Genomic DNA, 18389 nt, shown 5'->3' with positions numbered 1-18389 from the left:
GTCTCTTCCCGCTACACTAGCAACGCAGAGGCGCGGACCACCGCGCATGGGGAAGAGGGGGCCATGACGCTGCAGCAGCTCGAAACGTTCTTCTGGACTGTGACGCTTGGCAGTTTCGCTGCCGCAGCGGAGCGGCTCTACACCACGCAGTCGACCGTGTCGATGCGCGTGCGCGAACTGGAGCGCAGCCTCGGCGTCGATCTGTTCGACCGCTCGCTGCGCAGTGCGCGCCTCACCCCCAAGGGGCGCGAGCTGATGGAGTACGCAAGCCGCATGCTCGACCTTTCCACCGAGCTGCAGCATCGCATCGCCACGCCGGAATCGCTAGCGGGCTCGGTACGCTTCGGCGTAGCCGAAGTCGTTTCCACCAGCTGGCTGCCGCAACTCGTGCGGGCGCTGTCCGCACGCTACCCGCAACTGCGCCTCGAAATCGAGGAAGGCCTGACCAGCGACCTGATGGCCAGCCTGCATCGCGGCGAACTCGAACTGGTGCTGGCGCCCGGCTATACACGCATGCCCGACGTGCGCAGCGTGTCGCTGGGCAAGGTCGAGTTTGCCTGGATGGCCAGCCCAGCCCTCGGCGCCGGCACGCACCTGCATACCCCGGCCGAACTGGCCGCGTGGCCGGTGATCGGCCTGCAACCTGAGTCATTCCACTATTCCGCCATCGAAGACTGGTTCCGGCGCGACCACGTGCGCTGTCATTATCTGGCCCGCTGCAAGAGTTTTGCCGTGGCCGGCTCGATGACCATGGCCGCGATGGGCATCGCCTACCTTCCGTTGCGCTACTACGAGGCCGAGCTTGCCTCAGGGCGGATGCAGATCATTCCGGTGAGCGATCCGCTCGAGCCCGTCGAGTTCGTCGCGGCGTTCCCGCTCGGCCATGCCTACTCGCTGGCCGCCAGCGTCGCTGAGATCGCCCGCGAGGTCAGCGACTTCAGCTGAGCCTGCCAGGCTGCCACGGCTTCCCTCGCGGCTTTACAAGTGCGTTCCATTGCATTTTTGCGGCGCGCGATGGTGCGTTGAGTGCGCTCGCGGCCACCTGGGAGCCTCATCGCGAGCCCAATAATTACATCAATAAAATCGATGTAATTACAGCCAAATTTCTCGTTTGAATTTGATGTAAGCACGGTGCATGATGGATTCACCCCGCAACCGGTGACAAGAACGGCAAGCCATGCCGCACGCGCCGGAAACGGTGGCCGGAATAACCAAGGAGAACGGCCATGTCTGCAACCGTTGCCGGTGCGCCGGTAGCTGCTACCGCCAGCCCCGCATCCCCAGCCAAGCTGCAATTGCAGCTGCGTGCCATCACCTGCCTGGCTGACGATATCTGCAGTTTCGAGTTCGTCGATCCGGAACACAAGTCGCTGCCACAGTTCACGGCAGGTGCGCATATCGACGTGCATCTGCCCGACGGCGCCATTCGCCAGTATTCGCTCTGCAACGATCCGACCGAAACGCATCGCTACGTTGTCGCCGTCCTGCGCGACCCCAATGGACGCGGCGGTTCGGTCGCCATGCACGACGCGCTGCGCGCCGGCATGCTGGTCACGGTGTCCGCGCCGCGCAACCATTTCGAGCTGTCGGATGACGCCACGCGCTACCTGTTCATCGGTGGCGGCATCGGTATTACGCCGCTGATGTCGATGATCGCGGAAGTGCGGGCGCGCGGCCAGGATTTTCATCTGGTGTACTGCACGCGCTCGCCGCAGCGTACGGCCTTCTTGCGCGAACTGCAGCCGCTAATCGCCAGCGGCCATGTGACGCTGCATCACGACCATGGCGATCCGAAGCAGGGCGTCGATCTCGCGGCACTGCTGCGCGATGCCACCCCCGGCACCCATGTCTATTACTGCGGGCCGAACGGCTTTCTCGATGCCATCGACCGCGCGGTCGAGCACTGGCCCAAGGGCACGACGCACTGCGAACGCTTCAGCGCGCCGGTCGGCGAGGCGATCGATACCTCGGCCGATACCGCGTTCGAAGTCGAACTGAAGCGTTCCGGCAAGACGTTCACGGTGCCGCCCGGACAGTCCATCGTGCATGTCATGCAGGCACATGGCATGGACATCGATGTGTCGTGCGAAGAGGGGTACTGCGGCACCTGCATGACGCGCTATCTCGATGGCGAACCGATTCACCGCGATTCCGTGCTCGACGAGGAAGACCGCGAGGAGTTCGTGATGATCTGCTGTAGCCGTGCCAAGAGCAAGAAGCTGGTGCTCGATATCTGAGCAACGGATTGCCGGGCCCGGCCCGGCGCAATTCATAATGAAGGAGACAACCCCATGAGCAAGTTCGAGTACGTCAGGAATACGTGGTATCCGGTCGGCTTCAGCCATGAGTTCAAGGCAGGCGACCTGCAGGGTTTGAAGGTGGCGGACAAGCCGATCGTCATCTGGCGCACTGCGGAAGGCGAGGTCGTGGCGTTCGACGACCGCTGCTGCCACAAGCGTTTCCCGCTGTCGGAAAGCAAGCTGCTCGACGATGGCCGCCTCGAATGTGCCTATCACGGGTTGTGCTATGACAGCAGCGGCAAGTGCGTGGAGATCCCCTCGCAGCCGGACAAGGCGATTCCGCCGCAGGCCCGCCTGCATACCGTGCCCATCAAGGAACAGGACGGCGTGGTGTGGCTGTGGCCCGGCGACGTGGAGCAGGCCTCCACCCTCAATCCGCCGCGTACGCCGGAGCTGACCGATACCAGTTGCGTGACCGCCGTATCGCCAGAGCGCATCGAGGCGCCAGCCAACTATTTGCTGCTGATCGAGAACCTGCTCGACATCAGCCACTTCTACCCGCTGCACGACGGTAACATCGGTGACAAGGCCAACAGCCTGATTCCGGTCGAACTCGACGAAGGCGTGTCCGAAGGCTATGAATACATCAAGACCATCCGTCGCGTCGATGGCTACGAACAGCCGCCATTCCTGCGCGAGTGGTTCCTGTATGACGTGGTGGAGCGCCTGCACACGCACGCCATGATCAGCCCGGGCATGTGCCGCGTGAAGATGCACGTGGCGCCGTCCGGGCAGCTTGGAACCGAGGCCGAGCGCGGCTACACGCTGCTGCACCTGTTCTATCCGGTCGATGCACGCAACCTGGTGTGGCGCTGGACCTGTACTACCAAGAAGGAGCACCGGCCCCTCAGCGATCCGGATACGCCGACCGCGCTCAAGGTGGCGGAGATGTTCCCGTCCGTGGTGGCACAGGACCAGTGGGCGCTCGAGCGCCAGCAGAACATGTTCGACTATCCGGACGATGACTACTCGGAAGTGTTCCTGAAGTCGGACAAGGCGCTGCGTCGCGCCCGCCAGATCCTGATGGGCCTGCAGCGCCAGGAGCGTGCCGCGGCAGAGCAGCGCACGCAGAAGGTGCAGGTGATCCCCGTGTCGGCAGCGCAGCAGTAACGATCCGGCCACCCTCCGCTGGTTCAGGCACCGGTCGCGCGCAAGCGTGACCGGTGTTTTTCATGACGTGGCAGGCATGCAACACAAGCGCGGGGCCACGCAGGTCTGTGACGGTGGGCTCGTGCGGCGCGCGAACAGGCAGGCGGGCACCGCCTCAGCGGCGGCCCGGCGGGTACCGATGTGGCCCAGGCTCAGCGCAGATCGCGCGTCACCGCCTCGCTGGCCTGGATTAGCAGCGCCGCATATTCGCGGATGTGGGCCGGACGCATGCGTTGTGCGGGTCCCGACAGGCCGATTGCGGCTGTCACCTGACCCGTGCCATCGAAGATGGGCGCGGCGACACCCCATACGCCTTCGCGCCACTCGCCACGATTCACTGCGTAGCCGAGCTTGCGCACGCGCTTGAGCTCATTGCGCAGGCTGGCGACATCGTGCAGCGTCCGTGGCGAGAACTGCTCCATCTCTGGGCCGAACTGCTCGAGTACTGCCTCGGGCTGGTAGGCCAGCAGGGCCTTGCCAGTCGCCACGCAGTAGGCCGGGGCGCGTCCGCCGATTTCCGAATAGGCGCGGATCGGCAGCAAGCCGTCCACCTTGTCCACATACACCACTTCCTTGCCATCGAGGATCGACAGATGCACGGTTTCGGAGGTCTGGCGCGACAGCAGCTCGAGCTGGGGCGCCGCGACGCGCTTGAAGTCAATGCGCGCCAGCACTCTGGTGCCGTACTCCCACAGCTTGAGCGTCGGCTGGTACTGCTGCGAGAGCATGTCCTGGCGGGCAAACTGGCGGCTCACGAGTGTCTGCAGGATCCGGTGCACGCTGCTCTTGGACATCTGCAATTGGTTGGCCAGCGCAGTGACGCCACAGGGCCGGTCATTGTCGATCAACGCCTCGAGTACCGTGAGTCCCTTCAGTAGCGTCTTGTCCATGATCCTGTTGCGTGCGTGATGGCGCGCGTCAGCGCGCGCTGCCGATGCGTGAGATGGGAGCGGTGACGCCGCTCATGCCAAGCTCGCTGGTGTAGGCGCTTTCCACCGCCAATGTCCGGACTGCATCCACCAGTGGCTGGAAGCGCCCCGATGTTGCCACGGCGACAAATTCCACGGCGGGCATGCGTGGCCGTGTCTTCAGCATGACCAGCCGGCCGTCAGCGATTTCCTGACTGTAGGCCGCCACGGGCAGGTAGCCGATGCCTTCGTTGGCCATGGTCAATGAAGCGACCACATTGAGGTTGTTGCACCGCGTGACAAAGTTGTATTGCGCCTGATTGCGCGTGAACCATTGCTCGATCAGCGTGTGGTGGTGCGAATCTGCCGACAGGCTCAGAACCGGCAATGTCTGCAGCACTTCTGGCGAGAGAATGCCGCTCGGCACCTTGAAGTGCGGGCCCGCCATCCAGCGGAACTCGACCTTGCCGACGGTATCCGACGTCAGCCCTGGCTCGGCCACTGGACCGGGAATCAGCAGCAGGTCCAGGTCGCCCTCGCGCAGCCGCGAGATCAGCGGGCGTGTCAGTTGCACATCCAGTTCCAGTACCACGTCACGATACGTGTTGCGGATCGCGTGGACCAGCTGCGGCAACCAGGTGAGTGCCACCACCTCCGCGACGCCGAGCCGGATCAGGCCCGAGAGCGACTCAGGATTGCCGATACGGTGGCGCATTTCCGAGGCCAGATCGATGAGGCGCTCGGCGTAGTGGAACAGTTCCTTGCCCTTGGCGGTAAGGCGTGCCTTGTGATGGCTGCGGTCGAACAGCTGGATGTCGAAATCCTGCTCCAGCTCCTGGATCCGGCATGAGACGGTGGATTGCGTGGTGCACAGCCGGTCTGCCGCGGCCGCGAAACTCCCGAGCCGCACGATCCAGACAAGTGTTTCGAGTTGCTTCATGTTCATGGCGCGTTCCCCTGCATGAGCGTCTTCGCCATCACGGTACCCGACCCGCACCGGGCCTGCCAATGGGGATCATCCCGGCTGTCCGGCGCGGTCGGGCCTCGTTCCGTACCTGCTCCGGCACCGCCATTCAGCGTCGCGGCGTGGCGGTGCCGAGCATTATCGTCGCGCAGTATGCTTCGCAGCGACGCCGCTCAATGTTCCTTGCCTGCCGTTGCCAGTTCGCTCGTGCCCTGTGCGGGTGCATCTGTACGCGCCGTCCCGGCGGGCAGGGTGCGCTGGCGGCGGCGCTCGAGGTACGCCAGCAGTTCGCCGACAATGCCACGCCGGAAGGCCAGCACGCACACCACGAACGAAACCCCGAGGATGAACGGCACCCATTCGCCGAGTTCAGCCAGCCCTTCGCTGAGCGATACCACCAGGCCGGAGCCGACCACCGGGCCGGCCAGCGTGCCGAGGCCGCCGAGCAGCGTCATCAGGATCACCTCGCCGGACTTGTGCCAGTGCACGTCGGTGAGCGTCGCGAGCTGGAAGACCAGCGTCTTGGTCGATCCGGCAATGCCGGCCAGTGTGGCCGATAGCACGAAGGCCGCCAGCTTGTACTGGTCAGTCTTGTAGCCCATCGAGATGGCGCGTGTCTCGTTCTCGCGAATGGCACGCAGGACCTGGCCGAAGGGCGAGTGCACGATGCGGTAGAGCATCCAGAAGCACAGCAGGAAGATGGCTAGCACGAAGTAGTACATGGTCATCGAGTTCGACAGGTCGATCAGGCCGAACAGATGGCCGCGCGGAATCGACTGCATGCCATCCTCGCCGCCTGTGAAGGGTGCGCGCAGACAGATGAAGTACACCACCTCGGCCAGCGCGAAGGTGACCATCGCAAAGATGATGCCTTGCTGGCGCACCGCGAGGTAGCCGACGATCAGGCCGAGCAGGGCAGACGACAGGCCGCCGCCGATGATCGCCAGCTCTGGCGTAAGGCCCAGCGATTTCGCCGCGTAGCCGCAGATATAGGCCGCAAAGCCAAAGTAGGCGGCATGACCGAACGACAGCAGGCCGGTGTAGCCGAACAGCAGATTGAACGCACCCGCATAGATGGCGAAGCACAGGATCGTCATCAGGAACGTCGGGTAGTAGTACAACGGCGCCAGCAGCGCGGCCACGGCCAGCAAGGCACAAAGCACGTATTTCATCGGAGTCTCCTCGCAGTGGGCGGCGGTCAGCGGACGCGGCGTCCGAACAGTCCGGTGGGTTTGGTCAGCAGCACGATGGCCATGATCACGAACACCACGACGTGCGCGGCTTCCGGATAGAAGATCTTGGTGACGCCCTCGATCAGGCCGATGCCCAGGCCGGTGACGATGGTGCCGAGGATCGAACCCAGGCCGCCAATTACCACCACGGCAAAGATCACCACGATGATGTTCGAACCCATCAGCGGATTCACCTGGTAGATCGGCGCGGCGAGCACCCCTGCAAAGGCGGCGAGGCCGACTCCGAAGGCGTAGGTCAGGGTAATCAGCAGCGTGACGTTGATGCCGAAGCTGCGCACGATCACCGGGTTTTCCGTGGCGGCCCGCAGGTAGGAACCCAGGCGGGTACGTTCGATGGCGTACCAGGTGCCAAAGCAGACCAGCAGGGACACGCCGATGACCCACGCACGGTAGGTGGGCAGCATCATGAAGCCCAGGTCGATGGCGCCGGTCAGCCAGTCCGGTGTCGGATAGGGTTTGCCGGACACGCCGTAGAATTTGCGGAATACCGACTCCAGCATCAGCGCGATGCCAAAGGTCAGCAGCCAGCCGTAGATATGGTCGATCTTGTAGATGCGCGACAGCAGCATGCGTTCGATGAACACGCCCAGGCAAGCCACGATCAGCGGCGACAGCAGTAGCGAGACGGCATATGGCACGCCGGCATACTGCAGCAGCAGGTAACTCGCAAAGGCGCCGGTCATGTACAGCGCGCCATGTACGAAGTTGATCACGTTCAGCATGCCGAAGATCACGCCGAGCCCGAGGCTCAGCAGAGCATAGAACGAGCCGTTGACCAGTCCGACCATCAACTGTCCGACCAGCATTTGTAGCGACAGTCCATCCAACATCGTGTTGCTCCCTTCAGGTAGACAAGACGAGGCGCCAGGACAGCAGGCGGCGCCTCGTGCCGGATTGCCGCTGGCTTACTTCTTCAGCAGCGGGCAATCGACTTCTTCGAGCGGCTGGAAGGCCTTGCCCTTCGGGATCACGGCGAGCTGCTTGTAGTAGTCCCACGGCCGCTTCGATTCCTGCGGGGTCTTGACCTGGAACAGGTACATGGCGTGATCGTGGACACCGTCCGGACGGATCGAGCCGTTCTTGAAGGCGAAGTCGTTGACCGGCATCTCGCGCATCTTCGCCATCACGGCATCCGAGTCGACCGAGTTAGCGGCCTTGACGGCCTTCAGGTAGTGCGTGACGGCGGAATACGTGCCGGCGTGCACCATCGACGGCATGGTGCCGTGGCGCTTCATGAATTTCTGCGACCAGGCGCGCGTTTCATCGTTCTGGTCCCAGTAGAAAGCCTCGGAGAACACCAGGCCCTGGGCGATCGGCAAGCCCATGCTGTGCACATCGGTGATGAAGGTCAGCAGGGACACCAGCTTCTGTTTCTTGGTGATGCCGAACTCATTGGCCTGCTTGACGCTGTTGGTCGTATCCGAGCCGGAGTTGGCGAGGGCAATGATGTCCGCGCCCGAGGCCTGGGCCTTGAGCAGCTGCGAGGAGAAGTCCTGGCTGGTGAACGGGTGCGTCGCGGTGCCGACTACCGTGCCGCCCAGCTGCTTGATCATCTTCTCGGTGGTTTCCTGCAGGTTATGCCCGAAGGTGTAATCGGCAGTGATGAAGAACCATTTCTTCGCGCCGCTCTCGATCATCGCGCGGACCGGCGCGTTGGCCAGGGCGTAGGAATCGTAGGTCCAGTGCACGCCCCACGGCGAACATTCCTTGTTGGTCAGCGCGTTGGTGGCGGTACTGGTCACCAGGTTGATCTTTTTCTTCTCGCGCGAGATGCCCTGCACGGCGATGGCGACTGCGGAGTTGGTCAGGTCGGTGATCATCGTCACGCCTTCGCGGTCATACCAGCGCCGCGCGATACTGGCGGCCACGTCGGTCTTGTTCTGGTGGTCGGCCGAGACGAGTTCGATCGGCTTGCCCAGCACCTGCCCGCCGAAATCCTCGATGGCCATGCGTGCCGCCATGGTCGACCCCTTGCCGCCGAGGTCGGCATAGGCGCCGCTCATGTCGCCCAGTACGCCAATCTTGACCTGGGCCGCGACCGAGGTGGCAAACAGCGCCGCCGCGACGCCGCCCAGCAGGCTGACACGCAAAGTCCGGATGGTTTTCGCTTTCATTGTCTCTCTCCATTTTTGATATGGTCTGCACGGCCTTGGCCGCCTGATTGCAAGACTGATCCTCTTGGCGGGATCTTGTGGTTGCTACACGCCTAGGTACTCGTTGAGCTTGTCCATGCTGGCCGAGACCTGCTCTTTCTCGATCATGTCGATGATCTTGCCGCTTTCCATCACATAGTGGCGGTCGGCGAGCGTCGCGGCGAAGTGGAAGTTCTGTTCCACCAGCAGGATGGTGAAGCCGCGCGTCTGCAGCTTGCGGATCATTTCGCCGATCTGCTGCACGATGACGGGCGCCAGGCCCTCGGTCGGTTCATCGAGCATCAGCAGCGTCGCGCCGGTGCGCAGGATGCGTGCAATGGCGAGCATCTGCTGTTCACCGCCAGACAGCTTGGTGCCCTGGCTGCGGCGGCGTTCGAGCAGGTTGGGGAAGAGTTCGTAGATCTCGTCGAGCGGCATGCCGCCCGGCTTGACGACTGGCGGCAGCAGCAGGTTCTCTTCCACGTTCAGCGTGGAAAAAATGGCACGTTCCTCCGGGCAGAATGCAACGCCCAGGCGGGCGATCTGATCCGCGCGCAGTTGGATCAGTTCCGTGCCGGTAAAGTTGATCGAACCGGTGCGCTTGGCGATGATGCCCATGATGGACTTCAGCGTCGTGGTCTTGCCCGCACCGTTGCGGCCGAGCAGGGTAACCACTTCGCCCTGGCGGACGTTCAGCGCCACATCGTGCAGCACATGCGATTCACCGTAGTAGGCGTTGAGTCCGCTGACCGACAGCATGTCGGCGACCTTGCGTGTATCAAGCATGTCCTGTCCCCATATAGGCTTCGCGTACTGCCGGATTGTTCGAGACGTCGGCATAGGTGCCTTCGGCCAGGATCGCGCCGCGCTGCAGTACCGTGATGGTGTCGGACAGGTGGGCGACCACGTTGAGGTTGTGCTCCACCACCAGCACCGTGCGGTTGGCGGCTACCTGCTTGATCAGTTCCGCGATCTTGAAAATGTCTTCATGGCCCATGCCGGCGGTTGGCTCGTCGAGCAGCATCATCTCGGGATCGAGCGCCAGGGTGGCGGCGATCTCCAGGGCGCGCTTGCGGCCATAGGGCAGTTCCTCGGCGGTGTGGCCGACGAATGAGGACAGTCCGACAGCATCGATCAGCTCGTGGGCGCGGGCGTTCAGGCCATGCAGGCTCGATTCGCGGCGCCAGAACTCGAATGATGAGCCGACGCGGCGCTGCAGTCCGAGTCGCACGTTCTCGAGGACGCTCAACTTGGGATACACGGCCGAGATCTGGAAGGAGCGCACCAGCCCGCGTCGCGCGATATCCGCCGGGTGGGCGCGCGTGATGTCCTGGCCATTGAACCGGATGGTGCCGCGCGTCGCGCTGAGAAAGCGCGTCAGCAGGCTGAACAGGGTGGTCTTGCCTGCGCCGTTGGGTCCGATCAAGGCATGGATCGAGCCGCGCCGGACGCGCAGGTCGACGTTGTTGACCGCGGTGAAGCCTTCGAATTCCTTCGTCAGCCCTTTCGCTTCCAGGATCACATCGTGACTCATCTGTCTCCCCTGTCTCGCTGCACCTGCCGCCACAAACCTCAACATCCGGGCAGGAACATCATTGCCATCCGCATGGAATGGCAGGTGCAGCGCCTTTGTGGTGATGATGGCTGTTCCGCAAATCGGAAAAGCGTTTTAAGTTCTAACTTTCAAATCGAAAGTTACTCGAAGAGCGAATCTCTTGTTAGCGCATTTAATTCACGCAAGTTGATCGAATATTTCGATCATGCGCGAAGAAGCCTTATCAACAGCGCCTTTGTTGGCATTGTGCATTGCGGGGATGGGGGAAGAATAGGCTGATCGGGATTAACCCTAATCTTGATGAAAATTCCCGGTGGAGTCGCATGTGCGAAAGCGGGCAGATGATGCGCCGGTGGCCCGCCCGCAGGCAATTCGGGCCGGCGTGCGGCCATGCCGGGAGACGGTCGCCGGCAAGCGGGTTTGGGGTCCGGCGGCCGGCGTGGCGGCGCGCTGGGCACCCGGGATGCACACTGCGGTGCAAAGGGGGGCGCAGGGGGGAGAGGGCGTGCGCCGGAACGCGTGCTGCAGCGTGCAGGCACGCCGCTGCTCAGCGGGCGTCGAGTACCGTGTTGCGGGTAAACGATTCGATATTGTCGAGCAGTGCATCCAGCGCCTTGCCGGCGCCATCGACATCGCCATCGGCAATGGCGCGCGCCACGTTGGCGTGCAGCCTGCCCATCTCGGGCATGTCGGCGGCCTGCTTGTAGTGGTAGTACCAGAAGCGGCGCGACAAGCCGTGCATCAGGCGCATGGCCCCTTCTGCGAACTCGTTGTGCGAAGCCGCCAGCGTCAGCTCGTTGAGATCGCGGTCGGCGCGCACGAAACGCACATCGTCGTTCTGCGCCGCGGCTTCCTCGAACTCGTGCACCAGTTCGCGGAAGCGCTCGCGCTGCGCCGGCGTGGCGCGCTTGGCACCGGAACGGCAGATCAGCCGCTCCACTTCGCGGCGCGTCTCGAGCAGGCGGAGCTGGCGTGCCACATCGATCTCGGGAATCAGCAAGCCGCGCTGCGGCAGCACCATGATCAACCGTTCGCGCGCCAGGCGCTGGATCGCCTCGCGGATCGGTGTGCGGCCGATACCGGTCATCTCGCTCAATTGCAGTTCGGAAATCGCGCTGCCGGGCGGCAGGGCGAGCGTGACGATGGCTTCCTCGATGCGTTCGTAGGCCAGGTCGGTCAGCTTCGCCTTGGCCCCGTTGGTCGATACCGCGCTGCGCGCTTCCGTTCCGGAGGATTTGGCGCGATTGGCCGGCACGGCTTTCTTGATCATGAGACAACCCGGATGAATGGACACCCCATTGTATATGAGGCCTCACAGCCGTTTTGCAAATTCCTTGCGGCGCTGCGGGGATGTCCGGCGGTGTGGTTCCGGCATGCTATTATTCTTTTGATATATTAGATGGATCAGAATATGCCGCAGCAGCGGCGGGGCGGAGGAGACACCGATGGATTGCATCCAGGTCGGCGCGGGGCCGGTTCAGATCGTCGCGCTGCATGGCATCCAGGGGACGCGGGCGGCATGGCTGCCGCTGGCCGACATGCTGGCTGATGCGGCGACGTTTACGCTGCCAAACCTGCGCGGGCGCGGGACCGCGGTACGCGCTGCCGGTCCTGGCGGCTACGCGCTGGAAGCCTATGCGGCGGATGCTGCCGAAGCGATCGAGGCCCGGGTACGCGGCCCTTTCATCCTGGCCGGATGGAGCATGGGCGTGTCGGTGGCGCTGGCCTATCTGGCGCGCACCGGTGCGCGCCGGCCCACGGGCCTGTGCCTTGTGTCGGGCACCGCCAATTTGCCGGAGGCCCCCTGGTTTGCCGCGACCGACGCAGAGGCGCTGCTGGCTGAAGTCCGTGCGCGCGAACTGCGCCTGGGTCTCAAGGAGGCGGCGGATCACGCGGCGGTGGTCGCTACCTGGCAAGCCATTCGCGCGCAGCGCCAGGCCGGGCAACTGGCCGCAGTGCGCGAACCCGCGCTGGTGATCCATGGCCGCGACGACGGCGATTCACCCTGGTCGCATGCGTTGGCCCTCTGTGCGGGGTTGCCGCACGCCTCGCTGCTCGGCATCGGCGGCGCCGGCCACAGCGTGCTGACCCACAACACGGAGCAGGTGGCCGCCGTGCTGCGCGGCTTCCTGCCGGTCCTGTCCTCCCCCACGAAGGAAACACGATGAGAATGGATGATCTGGTGCATTTCTGTGCACCGGCGCGGCTGATCATTGCTGGCGGCGCGCGGTCCCAGCTGCCGGCGCTGATGCAGCGCCTGGGTTACCGGCACGGTGTGCTGGTCACCGACACCTTCTTTACCCGGCATACGCCCTGGGTGCGCGAGTACGTCGATGCCGCCGCGCAGCTCGGCATTGCCACGACGGTGTATGACGGTGGCCTGCCAGATCCCACCACCACCCTGTGCGATGCGGCCACCGCCGAGGTGCGGACGCAGTTGCACGGAACAGTGCCGGATCATGTGATTGCACTTGGCGGCGGCAGCAACATTGACCTCGCCAAGGCGCTGTGCCTGACGCTGCCCACGGGTGCGCCGGTCAAGTCTTTCGTCGGCGTATTGCCGGACGGCAGCCGTCCGCTGCCGCTGATTGCCGTGCCAACCACGGCCGGTACCGGTTCTGAAGCCACGCCGGGGGCGATCCTGCTCGATCCCGAAAATGCCACGAAGATCGCCGTGATGGACAATTCATTGCGGCCGCAAGTGGCGCTCGTCGACCCTGAACTGACCTATACCTGCCCCCCACGCGTGACCGCCGACGCCGGCATCGATGCCCTGACGCATGCGCTCGAATCGTTCGTCACGCTCGACTCCAGTGCATTCGACCGCGAGGGCTCGGTGGACCCCGGCTACAGCGGCCGTTCAGCCGTCACCATGCTGTTCGCGCGCGAGGCCATCCGCCTGTGCGCCGCCTATCTGGAACGTGCCTACCGTGATGGCAGTGACCACGAGGCGCGCCATGGCATGGCCTACGCCAGCATCTATGCCGCACTCTCGTATGGCAGCGCGGGGCTCAACGCCGTCCACGGCATTGCCTATGCTGTCGCCGGTATCACCCACAAGTCGCACGGCAGCACCAATGCCGTGATGCTGCCGTATGTGGTCGATGCCCTGCGCGCCACGCGCACCGCCGAACTGGCAGAGGTGGCGCAGCTCTTCGGCATCGACGGACCCCCGGCACAGGCTGCCGCACGCCTGCCGGCGATGCTGCGTGATCTGGTGACGCGCCTGGACATTCCCGCCGATCTCAATGCTTTCGGTATCACCGAAGCCCAGCTCGACGACATGACGTGCGATGCCCTGGCCGTGGCGCGCCTGCGCAAGGCATTTCCGGTGGCGGATGGCGCTGCTGCCTATGCGCGCATCGTGCGGCGCGCCTGGGAAGGCCGGATCGGCGACTGAGCGAGGCTGCGCGCAGCGGTCCCGCGCGCCGGCGGCATGGTGCCGGCTTCTGCCCCCAATGAACGTCGGGATAAGTGCCGGACAATAAAAGCGGCGCCGTGTGCGCATGCCGTCCCGGCGTCGGCATAGCCTTTTGTGCCACCTGCTGTGCTCCCTGAGCGGCGTCTCTTTCTTGGCGTCCTGCCTGGCCTCAAATGCCATTGCCGTGAGCGCTGGGGCCGCTTCCCGCAAGGGCTGGGAGGCGGGTATACCCTCTGTCCAATCTCTTGGGATGCCACTATTATCTTAGAGATATATTAGATGTGTGTCATGGTGCAGGCCGGCATGCAGACCGGTGGCCAGGCATTCAGGAATTCACCCGGAGGAGACATCCATGAGTTCTATCGCAGACGGCAGCAGCGTCCGCTATTCCATAGCAGCACGCCTGGAGCGGCTGCCCATGACCAACTACCAGCGCGCACTCTTCGGCATCATCGCCACGGCATGGTTCTTTGATTCGATGGACCTCGGCGCGATGACTTTCCTGCTGGGATCGATCCGCACCGAGTTCGGCCTGAGCGCCACGCAGGCGGGCCTGCTCGCCAGCTCGAGTTTCCTCGGCATGTTCCTGGGTGCGGCGATTGCCGGCATGCTGGCCGACAAGTTCGGGCGCAAACCGGTGTTCCAGGTGAGCATGGTGTTCTGGGGCGTGGGGAGCCTGATGTGCGGGCTGTCGGACACCGTCACGATGCTCATGATCTACCGTGTCGTGCTGGGCTTCGGCATGGGCATGGAATTTCCCATCGGGCAGTCGATGGTGTCCGAGATCGTGCCGGCCAAGAGCCGCGGCAGGTATATCGCCATTCTCGAAGGCTTCTGGCCGCTAGGCTTCATCGCGGCCGGCATCCTCGTGTACTTCATGATGCCGATCGTCGGCTGGCGCGGCATCTTCATCATGCTCGCGGTGCCGTCGGTGTTTGTCTTCATCGTGCGCCGCCATATGCCGGAGTCGCCGCGCTGGCTGGCCGAGGTGGGCCGGCACGAGGAGGCGGAGTCGATCATGACGCGTTTCGAGCAGCGGGTGCGTCAGGCACTGGGCGGCATCGCCTTGCCGCCGGTCGTGGAAACGTTCAAGGCTGCGCCTGCGGCTGTCCGCAAGGCCGGTTTTGCCGATCTGTTCCGCGAAGGCTATGCGCGCCGCACCATCATGCTGTGGATCCTCTGGTTCTTCGCGCTACTGGGATACTACGGGCTCACCACCTGGCTGGGCGCGCTGCTGCAACAGGCCGGCTATGAAGTCACCAAGTCGGTGTTCTACACCATCCTGATCTCGCTGGCGGGCATCCCGGGCTTCATCTTCTCCGCATGGCTGCTTGAAGCATGGGGCCGCAAGGGCACCTGCGTGCTGATGTTGCTTGGCAGCGCCGTGTCTGCGTATTTCTACGGCAACGCGGCCAGCAACCTGGTGGCGCCAGGCCAGCTGATCGCCGCCGGCCTGTGCATGCAGTTCTTCCTGTTCGGCATGTGGTCGGTGCTGTATGCCTACACGCCGGAGCTGTATGCCACGCGTTCGCGCGCTACCGGTTCCGGCTTTGCCTCATCGATCGGGCGAGTCGGTTCGCTGCTCGGTCCGTACATTGTCGGCGTGATCCTGCCGGTCGCGGGGCAGTCCGGCGTGTTTACGCTGGGTGCACTTTCCTTCGTGGTCGCGGCGATCGCGGTCGCGATACTGGGCGTCGAAACCAAGGGCCGCGCCCTCGAGGAAGTTTCGCAGTAACGCATCGACGGCACGGCAATGCCGTGCGGGCAACCCGGGCCACTGCCCGGTTCTGTGCCTGCCGGCATTGACAATTTTTTTGCAGCAACTAATATATTAGTTACGTATTACACATGTATCAGGCAGGAGACACATTATGATGACCGAGCGCCAGCGGAAATTCCGCGAAGAGTACAAGGCCAATATCAGCCCCCTCTACAACGGACTGGTCCATATCGGCGTGATGTACGCGGTGGGGATCGCTGCCGTCTACTATTGCATCACGCACCTGCAGGCCGCGACCTGGGAGTGGTTCCTGGTACTGCCAGTGTTCCTCGCCGGCAATTTCGTCGAATGGTTTATGCACCGCTACGTGATGCATCGCCGTATCGACGTGTTTGCCTTGCGCGCCATCTACGAGCGGCATACGCGCCAGCACCACCAGTATTTCACCGATAACGAAGCAACCATCGACACCACGCGCGAATTCCGCATCGTGTTCTTCCCGTGGCGCGTGCTCGCCACGCTCGGCGTCGGCGGCCTGGTGTTTGGCGGACTGGCGGCATGGCTGATCAACCCGAACGCCGGTTATATCGTCTTCCTGACGATGGTGGCGCAGTATCTCGTGTACGAGACCTTCCACTACTGCTGCCACGTCCACGAGAACTGGTTCGTGCGCAACATGCCCTTCATCAATACCATTCGCCGCCACCATACGGCGCACCACAATATGGGCATCATGATGAAGTACAACATGAACCTGACTTTCCCCATCGCGGACTGGTTCATGAACACGAGCGACCTGCGGCGCGGCCTGCTGGGCCATCTGTTCAATGGCTACAGCGAGAAGCACATCAAGGAAGAGCTCAAGCCAATCATCCAGAAGTTCCGCTACGACGAGAAACACGTGACGCTGGACGGCCCCGTGCTGAACGCGGATGAGCAGCGCGCTATGCAGATGTAAGCAAGATCGGCCAAGGAAAAAGCCCCGCATATGCGGGGCTTTTTTCATCCGGCCCACGCTCGGTCCGTGGGCCATGCGGCGCAGTGATGGCGTTACTGGTAGACCGTTACCCGACCTTGCGCCGGAGCATCCTCGCGCGCACGGCGGTCGTCGGAGCGGCGCTCCATGCCCAGCGGCTTGAACTGGGCATCGATCTGCTGCAGCGCCTCTTCTGCCAGGCTACGCGACACCTCCTGCATGACGCGCGCCCGATTCGGCGTGAGGCGTGCACCGGCCGACCAGATCTTGCTGTCGCTGCCTTCACCCACGGCGGAGAACGCGGCGTGTACCTGGTAGGTCTTGGTGTTGATCAGGCTGAAATCCACACCCAGCTCGAGGCTGTACAGCAGCATCGTATTGCGTGTGTCCTGCACCGGTTGCTGGTCGGTGCGCCACTCGACGCTCGAGACCGTGCCGAACAGCACGTAGTCCGCACCAGGAAACGCGCCGCGCTTGATGCGGTTGATGATGTCGAAGATCTGCTCGTTGGGCTTGGCGTCCGTGTAGGGACGCGCCTGCACGATGCGGAAGGCCTGCGAGCGGATCAGTTCGCCCTTCAGGTCGGCCGTGAACTTGCGCAGTTCGCCATACTCGATGCGTGTCACGGTGCCCGAGGCCTGCACGAAGCCCGCCTCGCGCCGGTGGCTGGCGCTGGCGCGTTCGCTGCTCGAGAAGTCGGAATCGCGGGCGCTCATCGACGCGCGCGAGGATGATTTTTCGTAGCCGGCGGCGTACGAGAAGTGCTCGCGCACAGTGTCCTTGTAGGTCAGGTCAGCCACGGCAATACGCGGCTGGGCGACAGCGCCCGCGGACAGCAGCAGGGCAGCGCAGGCAAGCAGGGATCGGAGCATGGGGGTCTCGATGGATCGGGGGCGGATCAGGGGACGTCAGCGCAATCAGCGTGCCGAGGTCTTGCGGATTTCCTTCTCGTCAGCCCATTCCAGCAGGCCCGATTCGTTATCCACGAGACTCAGGTTGAACAGATAGAACACGTCCTTGGTCGATGACGAGCGCTTCACGATGGACGAGATGGAGCCTTCGAGGCGATAGCGCGAGCCCTGCATCTGGCCGATACGCGCCTTGCCCTTGTTCTTGTACAGGCCGGTCTGGTTCTGGCGGGTGAGTTCGTCGAGCTGGTTCTGCATCTCGTTCGTGCTTACCGCGAACTTCACCGCGCCGCTCTTGGTCAGCTGCACGCGGATCTTTTCCGTGATGGCGCGCGTATCGATGTATTCGCTCGTCTTGTTCTTGACTTCCGCCAGCGCCACGATCGGCGTCTCGCGCGCGCCCGTAATGGCGCGCGACTGCAGCAGCGAGCGCGTCATCGACTCGGCGATGGTCTGCAGGTCGGTCGAGCCGAACTCGTTGGTCACGGTTTCCACGGCGCGGGCATCACCGTACTGCACGTTGCCGCCCACGTGGGGACCGGCGACGTTCGCGCAGCCGCTCAGGACGACGGCGGAACACAGTGCTGCGGCGGAGAGGCGGGGGAGCGAAAAAGACATCATGGCTATCCTGGAAACAGATCGATCAGTAATTGGGGGTAACGGGCTGGCTGTTCATGTTGAACAGCGGCGTCGAGTTATCGGCAGCATGCAGCTCGATGCGAAAATCGGTGGCGCGCGTAGTGGGCGACAGACCCTGGATCTCCAGCGCCTGACGGCCATTCAGCAGCAGCGGCTTCCAGGCTTCGTCCTCCCATACCGAGAACTGGCCGTCGTCGAGCCATTTGATGCGGTAGGCGAGCGACTGGCGATCCGTGCTGTCGTTCTGCAGGCGCGCCTGCACATACAGGCGGCCGTTCTGCACGGTGCTGCGCAGCGCCGCGACGCGGATGTAGGTCATGTCACCGAGCGTCTCGAGCTTCGAGGCGATCGTCTGGGCGGCTGCACCCGGTGTGGCCGCGCCGAGGGCCAGGGCGGCGGTCAGCATGGCGAACATGCGGCGGGCGGAAGAAAAATGCATGGTGTGTCCTGTATCGAGAAACGGG

19 protein-coding genes are annotated in these 18389 nt (G+C 63.6%); 8 read left to right on the top strand and 11 right to left on the bottom strand.

What is annotated here, in order from left to right; all coding sequences use genetic code 11:
* Positions 1 to 63 precede the first annotated feature (63 nt).
* The 3 genes from ACQ3C8_RS13000 to ACQ3C8_RS12990 all read left to right on the top strand — a co-directional run bounded on the left by ACQ3C8_RS13000 (position 64) and on the right by ACQ3C8_RS12990 (position 3410).
* Positions 64 to 945, top strand: coding sequence for a LysR family transcriptional regulator (locus ACQ3C8_RS13000; protein ID WP_009524059.1), 882 nt, complete (start codon positions 64 to 66; stop codon positions 943 to 945).
* Positions 946 to 1226: 281 nt separating this feature from the next.
* A complete protein-coding gene (locus ACQ3C8_RS12995) occupies positions 1227 to 2237 on the top strand; it encodes a PDR/VanB family oxidoreductase (RefSeq protein ID WP_428851805.1) in 1011 nt (336 codons plus the stop codon).
* A gap of 54 nt (positions 2238 to 2291) precedes the next feature.
* Positions 2292 to 3410, top strand: coding sequence for a Rieske 2Fe-2S domain-containing protein (locus ACQ3C8_RS12990; protein WP_009524061.1), 1119 nt, complete (start codon positions 2292 to 2294; stop codon positions 3408 to 3410).
* A 191-nt stretch (positions 3411 to 3601) separates the two neighbouring features.
* Here ACQ3C8_RS12990 and ACQ3C8_RS12985 read toward each other — a convergent pair whose 3' ends face one another.
* The 7 genes from ACQ3C8_RS12985 to ACQ3C8_RS12955 all read right to left on the bottom strand — a co-directional run bounded on the left by ACQ3C8_RS12985 (position 3602) and on the right by ACQ3C8_RS12955 (position 10240).
* Entirely contained in the window at positions 3602 to 4339 is a 738-nt protein-coding gene (locus tag ACQ3C8_RS12985) for an IclR family transcriptional regulator (protein WP_009524062.1), read from the bottom strand.
* Positions 4340 to 4367: 28 nt separating this feature from the next.
* Positions 4368 to 5303, bottom strand: coding sequence for a LysR family transcriptional regulator (locus ACQ3C8_RS12980; RefSeq protein ID WP_009524063.1), 936 nt, complete (start codon positions 5301 to 5303; stop codon positions 4368 to 4370).
* 191 nt (positions 5304 to 5494) lie between these two features.
* Positions 5495 to 6493: a branched-chain amino acid ABC transporter permease gene (locus ACQ3C8_RS12975; protein ID WP_428851804.1), complete on the bottom strand. Its 999-nt coding sequence runs from the start codon at positions 6491 to 6493 to the stop codon at positions 5495 to 5497.
* A gap of 26 nt (positions 6494 to 6519) precedes the next feature.
* Positions 6520 to 7404 carry a branched-chain amino acid ABC transporter permease gene (locus ACQ3C8_RS12970; protein ID WP_428851803.1) on the bottom strand — a complete coding sequence of 295 codons (885 nt, stop codon included), beginning with the start codon at positions 7402 to 7404 and terminating at the stop codon, positions 6520 to 6522.
* Between the two features lie 75 nt (positions 7405 to 7479).
* Complete coding sequence (locus ACQ3C8_RS12965) at positions 7480 to 8688, bottom strand: ABC transporter substrate-binding protein (protein ID WP_428851802.1); 1209 nt, start codon at positions 8686 to 8688, stop codon at positions 7480 to 7482.
* Between the two features lie 84 nt (positions 8689 to 8772).
* Entirely contained in the window at positions 8773 to 9492 is a 720-nt protein-coding gene (locus tag ACQ3C8_RS12960; RefSeq protein ID WP_428851801.1) for an ABC transporter ATP-binding protein, read from the bottom strand.
* Positions 9485 to 10240: an ABC transporter ATP-binding protein gene (locus tag ACQ3C8_RS12955; protein ID WP_009524068.1), complete on the bottom strand. Its 756-nt coding sequence runs from the start codon at positions 10238 to 10240 to the stop codon at positions 9485 to 9487. Before ACQ3C8_RS12955 ends, ACQ3C8_RS12960 begins: the two co-directional genes overlap by 8 nt.
* On the opposite strand from ACQ3C8_RS12955, the gene ACQ3C8_RS12950 reads away from it, so the two are divergent.
* Positions 10232 to 10540 carry a hypothetical protein gene (locus ACQ3C8_RS12950; protein ID WP_428851800.1) on the top strand — a complete coding sequence of 103 codons (309 nt, stop codon included), beginning with the start codon at positions 10232 to 10234 and terminating at the stop codon, positions 10538 to 10540. The genes ACQ3C8_RS12955 and ACQ3C8_RS12950 overlap by 9 nt on opposite strands.
* Positions 10541 to 10808: 268 nt before the next feature.
* On the opposite strand, the gene ACQ3C8_RS12945 is transcribed toward ACQ3C8_RS12950, so the two are convergent.
* Positions 10809 to 11531, bottom strand: coding sequence for a GntR family transcriptional regulator (locus ACQ3C8_RS12945; RefSeq protein WP_428851799.1), 723 nt, complete (start codon positions 11529 to 11531; stop codon positions 10809 to 10811).
* 175 nt (positions 11532 to 11706) lie between these two features.
* Between ACQ3C8_RS12945 and ACQ3C8_RS12940 the strand changes: the two genes are divergently transcribed.
* The 4 genes from ACQ3C8_RS12940 to ACQ3C8_RS12925 all read left to right on the top strand — a co-directional run bounded on the left by ACQ3C8_RS12940 (position 11707) and on the right by ACQ3C8_RS12925 (position 16360).
* Complete coding sequence (locus ACQ3C8_RS12940; protein ID WP_428851798.1) at positions 11707 to 12429, top strand: alpha/beta fold hydrolase; 723 nt, start codon at positions 11707 to 11709, stop codon at positions 12427 to 12429.
* Positions 12426 to 13661, top strand: a complete 1236-nt coding sequence (locus tag ACQ3C8_RS12935) for an iron-containing alcohol dehydrogenase (RefSeq protein ID WP_428851797.1) — start codon at positions 12426 to 12428, stop codon at positions 13659 to 13661. Before ACQ3C8_RS12940 ends, ACQ3C8_RS12935 begins: the two co-directional genes overlap by 4 nt.
* Before the next feature lie 373 nt (positions 13662 to 14034).
* Positions 14035 to 15417 carry an MFS transporter gene (locus ACQ3C8_RS12930; protein WP_428851796.1) on the top strand — a complete coding sequence of 461 codons (1383 nt, stop codon included), beginning with the start codon at positions 14035 to 14037 and terminating at the stop codon, positions 15415 to 15417.
* 136 nt (positions 15418 to 15553) lie between these two features.
* Positions 15554 to 16360, top strand: a complete 807-nt coding sequence (locus ACQ3C8_RS12925) for a fatty acid hydroxylase (protein ID WP_009524073.1) — start codon at positions 15554 to 15556, stop codon at positions 16358 to 16360.
* 92 nt (positions 16361 to 16452) lie between these two features.
* On the opposite strand, the gene ACQ3C8_RS12920 is transcribed toward ACQ3C8_RS12925, so the two are convergent.
* Genes ACQ3C8_RS12920 through ACQ3C8_RS12910 form a run of 3 tightly spaced genes read right to left on the bottom strand, consistent with a single transcriptional unit; the run spans position 16453 to position 18364 of the window.
* Positions 16453 to 17250, bottom strand: a complete 798-nt coding sequence (locus ACQ3C8_RS12920) for a hypothetical protein (RefSeq protein ID WP_428851795.1) — start codon at positions 17248 to 17250, stop codon at positions 16453 to 16455.
* A gap of 45 nt (positions 17251 to 17295) precedes the next feature.
* Positions 17296 to 17907, bottom strand: a complete 612-nt coding sequence (lpoB, locus tag ACQ3C8_RS12915) for a penicillin-binding protein activator LpoB (protein ID WP_009524075.1) — start codon at positions 17905 to 17907, stop codon at positions 17296 to 17298.
* A gap of 22 nt (positions 17908 to 17929) precedes the next feature.
* Positions 17930 to 18364, bottom strand: coding sequence for a DUF1425 domain-containing protein (locus tag ACQ3C8_RS12910; protein ID WP_009524076.1), 435 nt, complete (start codon positions 18362 to 18364; stop codon positions 17930 to 17932).
* Positions 18365 to 18389: the final 25 nt, after the last annotated feature.

This window comes from Imbroritus primus, from assembly GCF_964332355.1.
GTDB classification, from domain to species: Bacteria; Pseudomonadota; Gammaproteobacteria; order Burkholderiales; family Burkholderiaceae; genus Imbroritus; species Imbroritus primus.
Note: the sequence above shows the minus strand (reverse complement) of the source record. Positions and strands in the feature narration are given on the sequence as shown.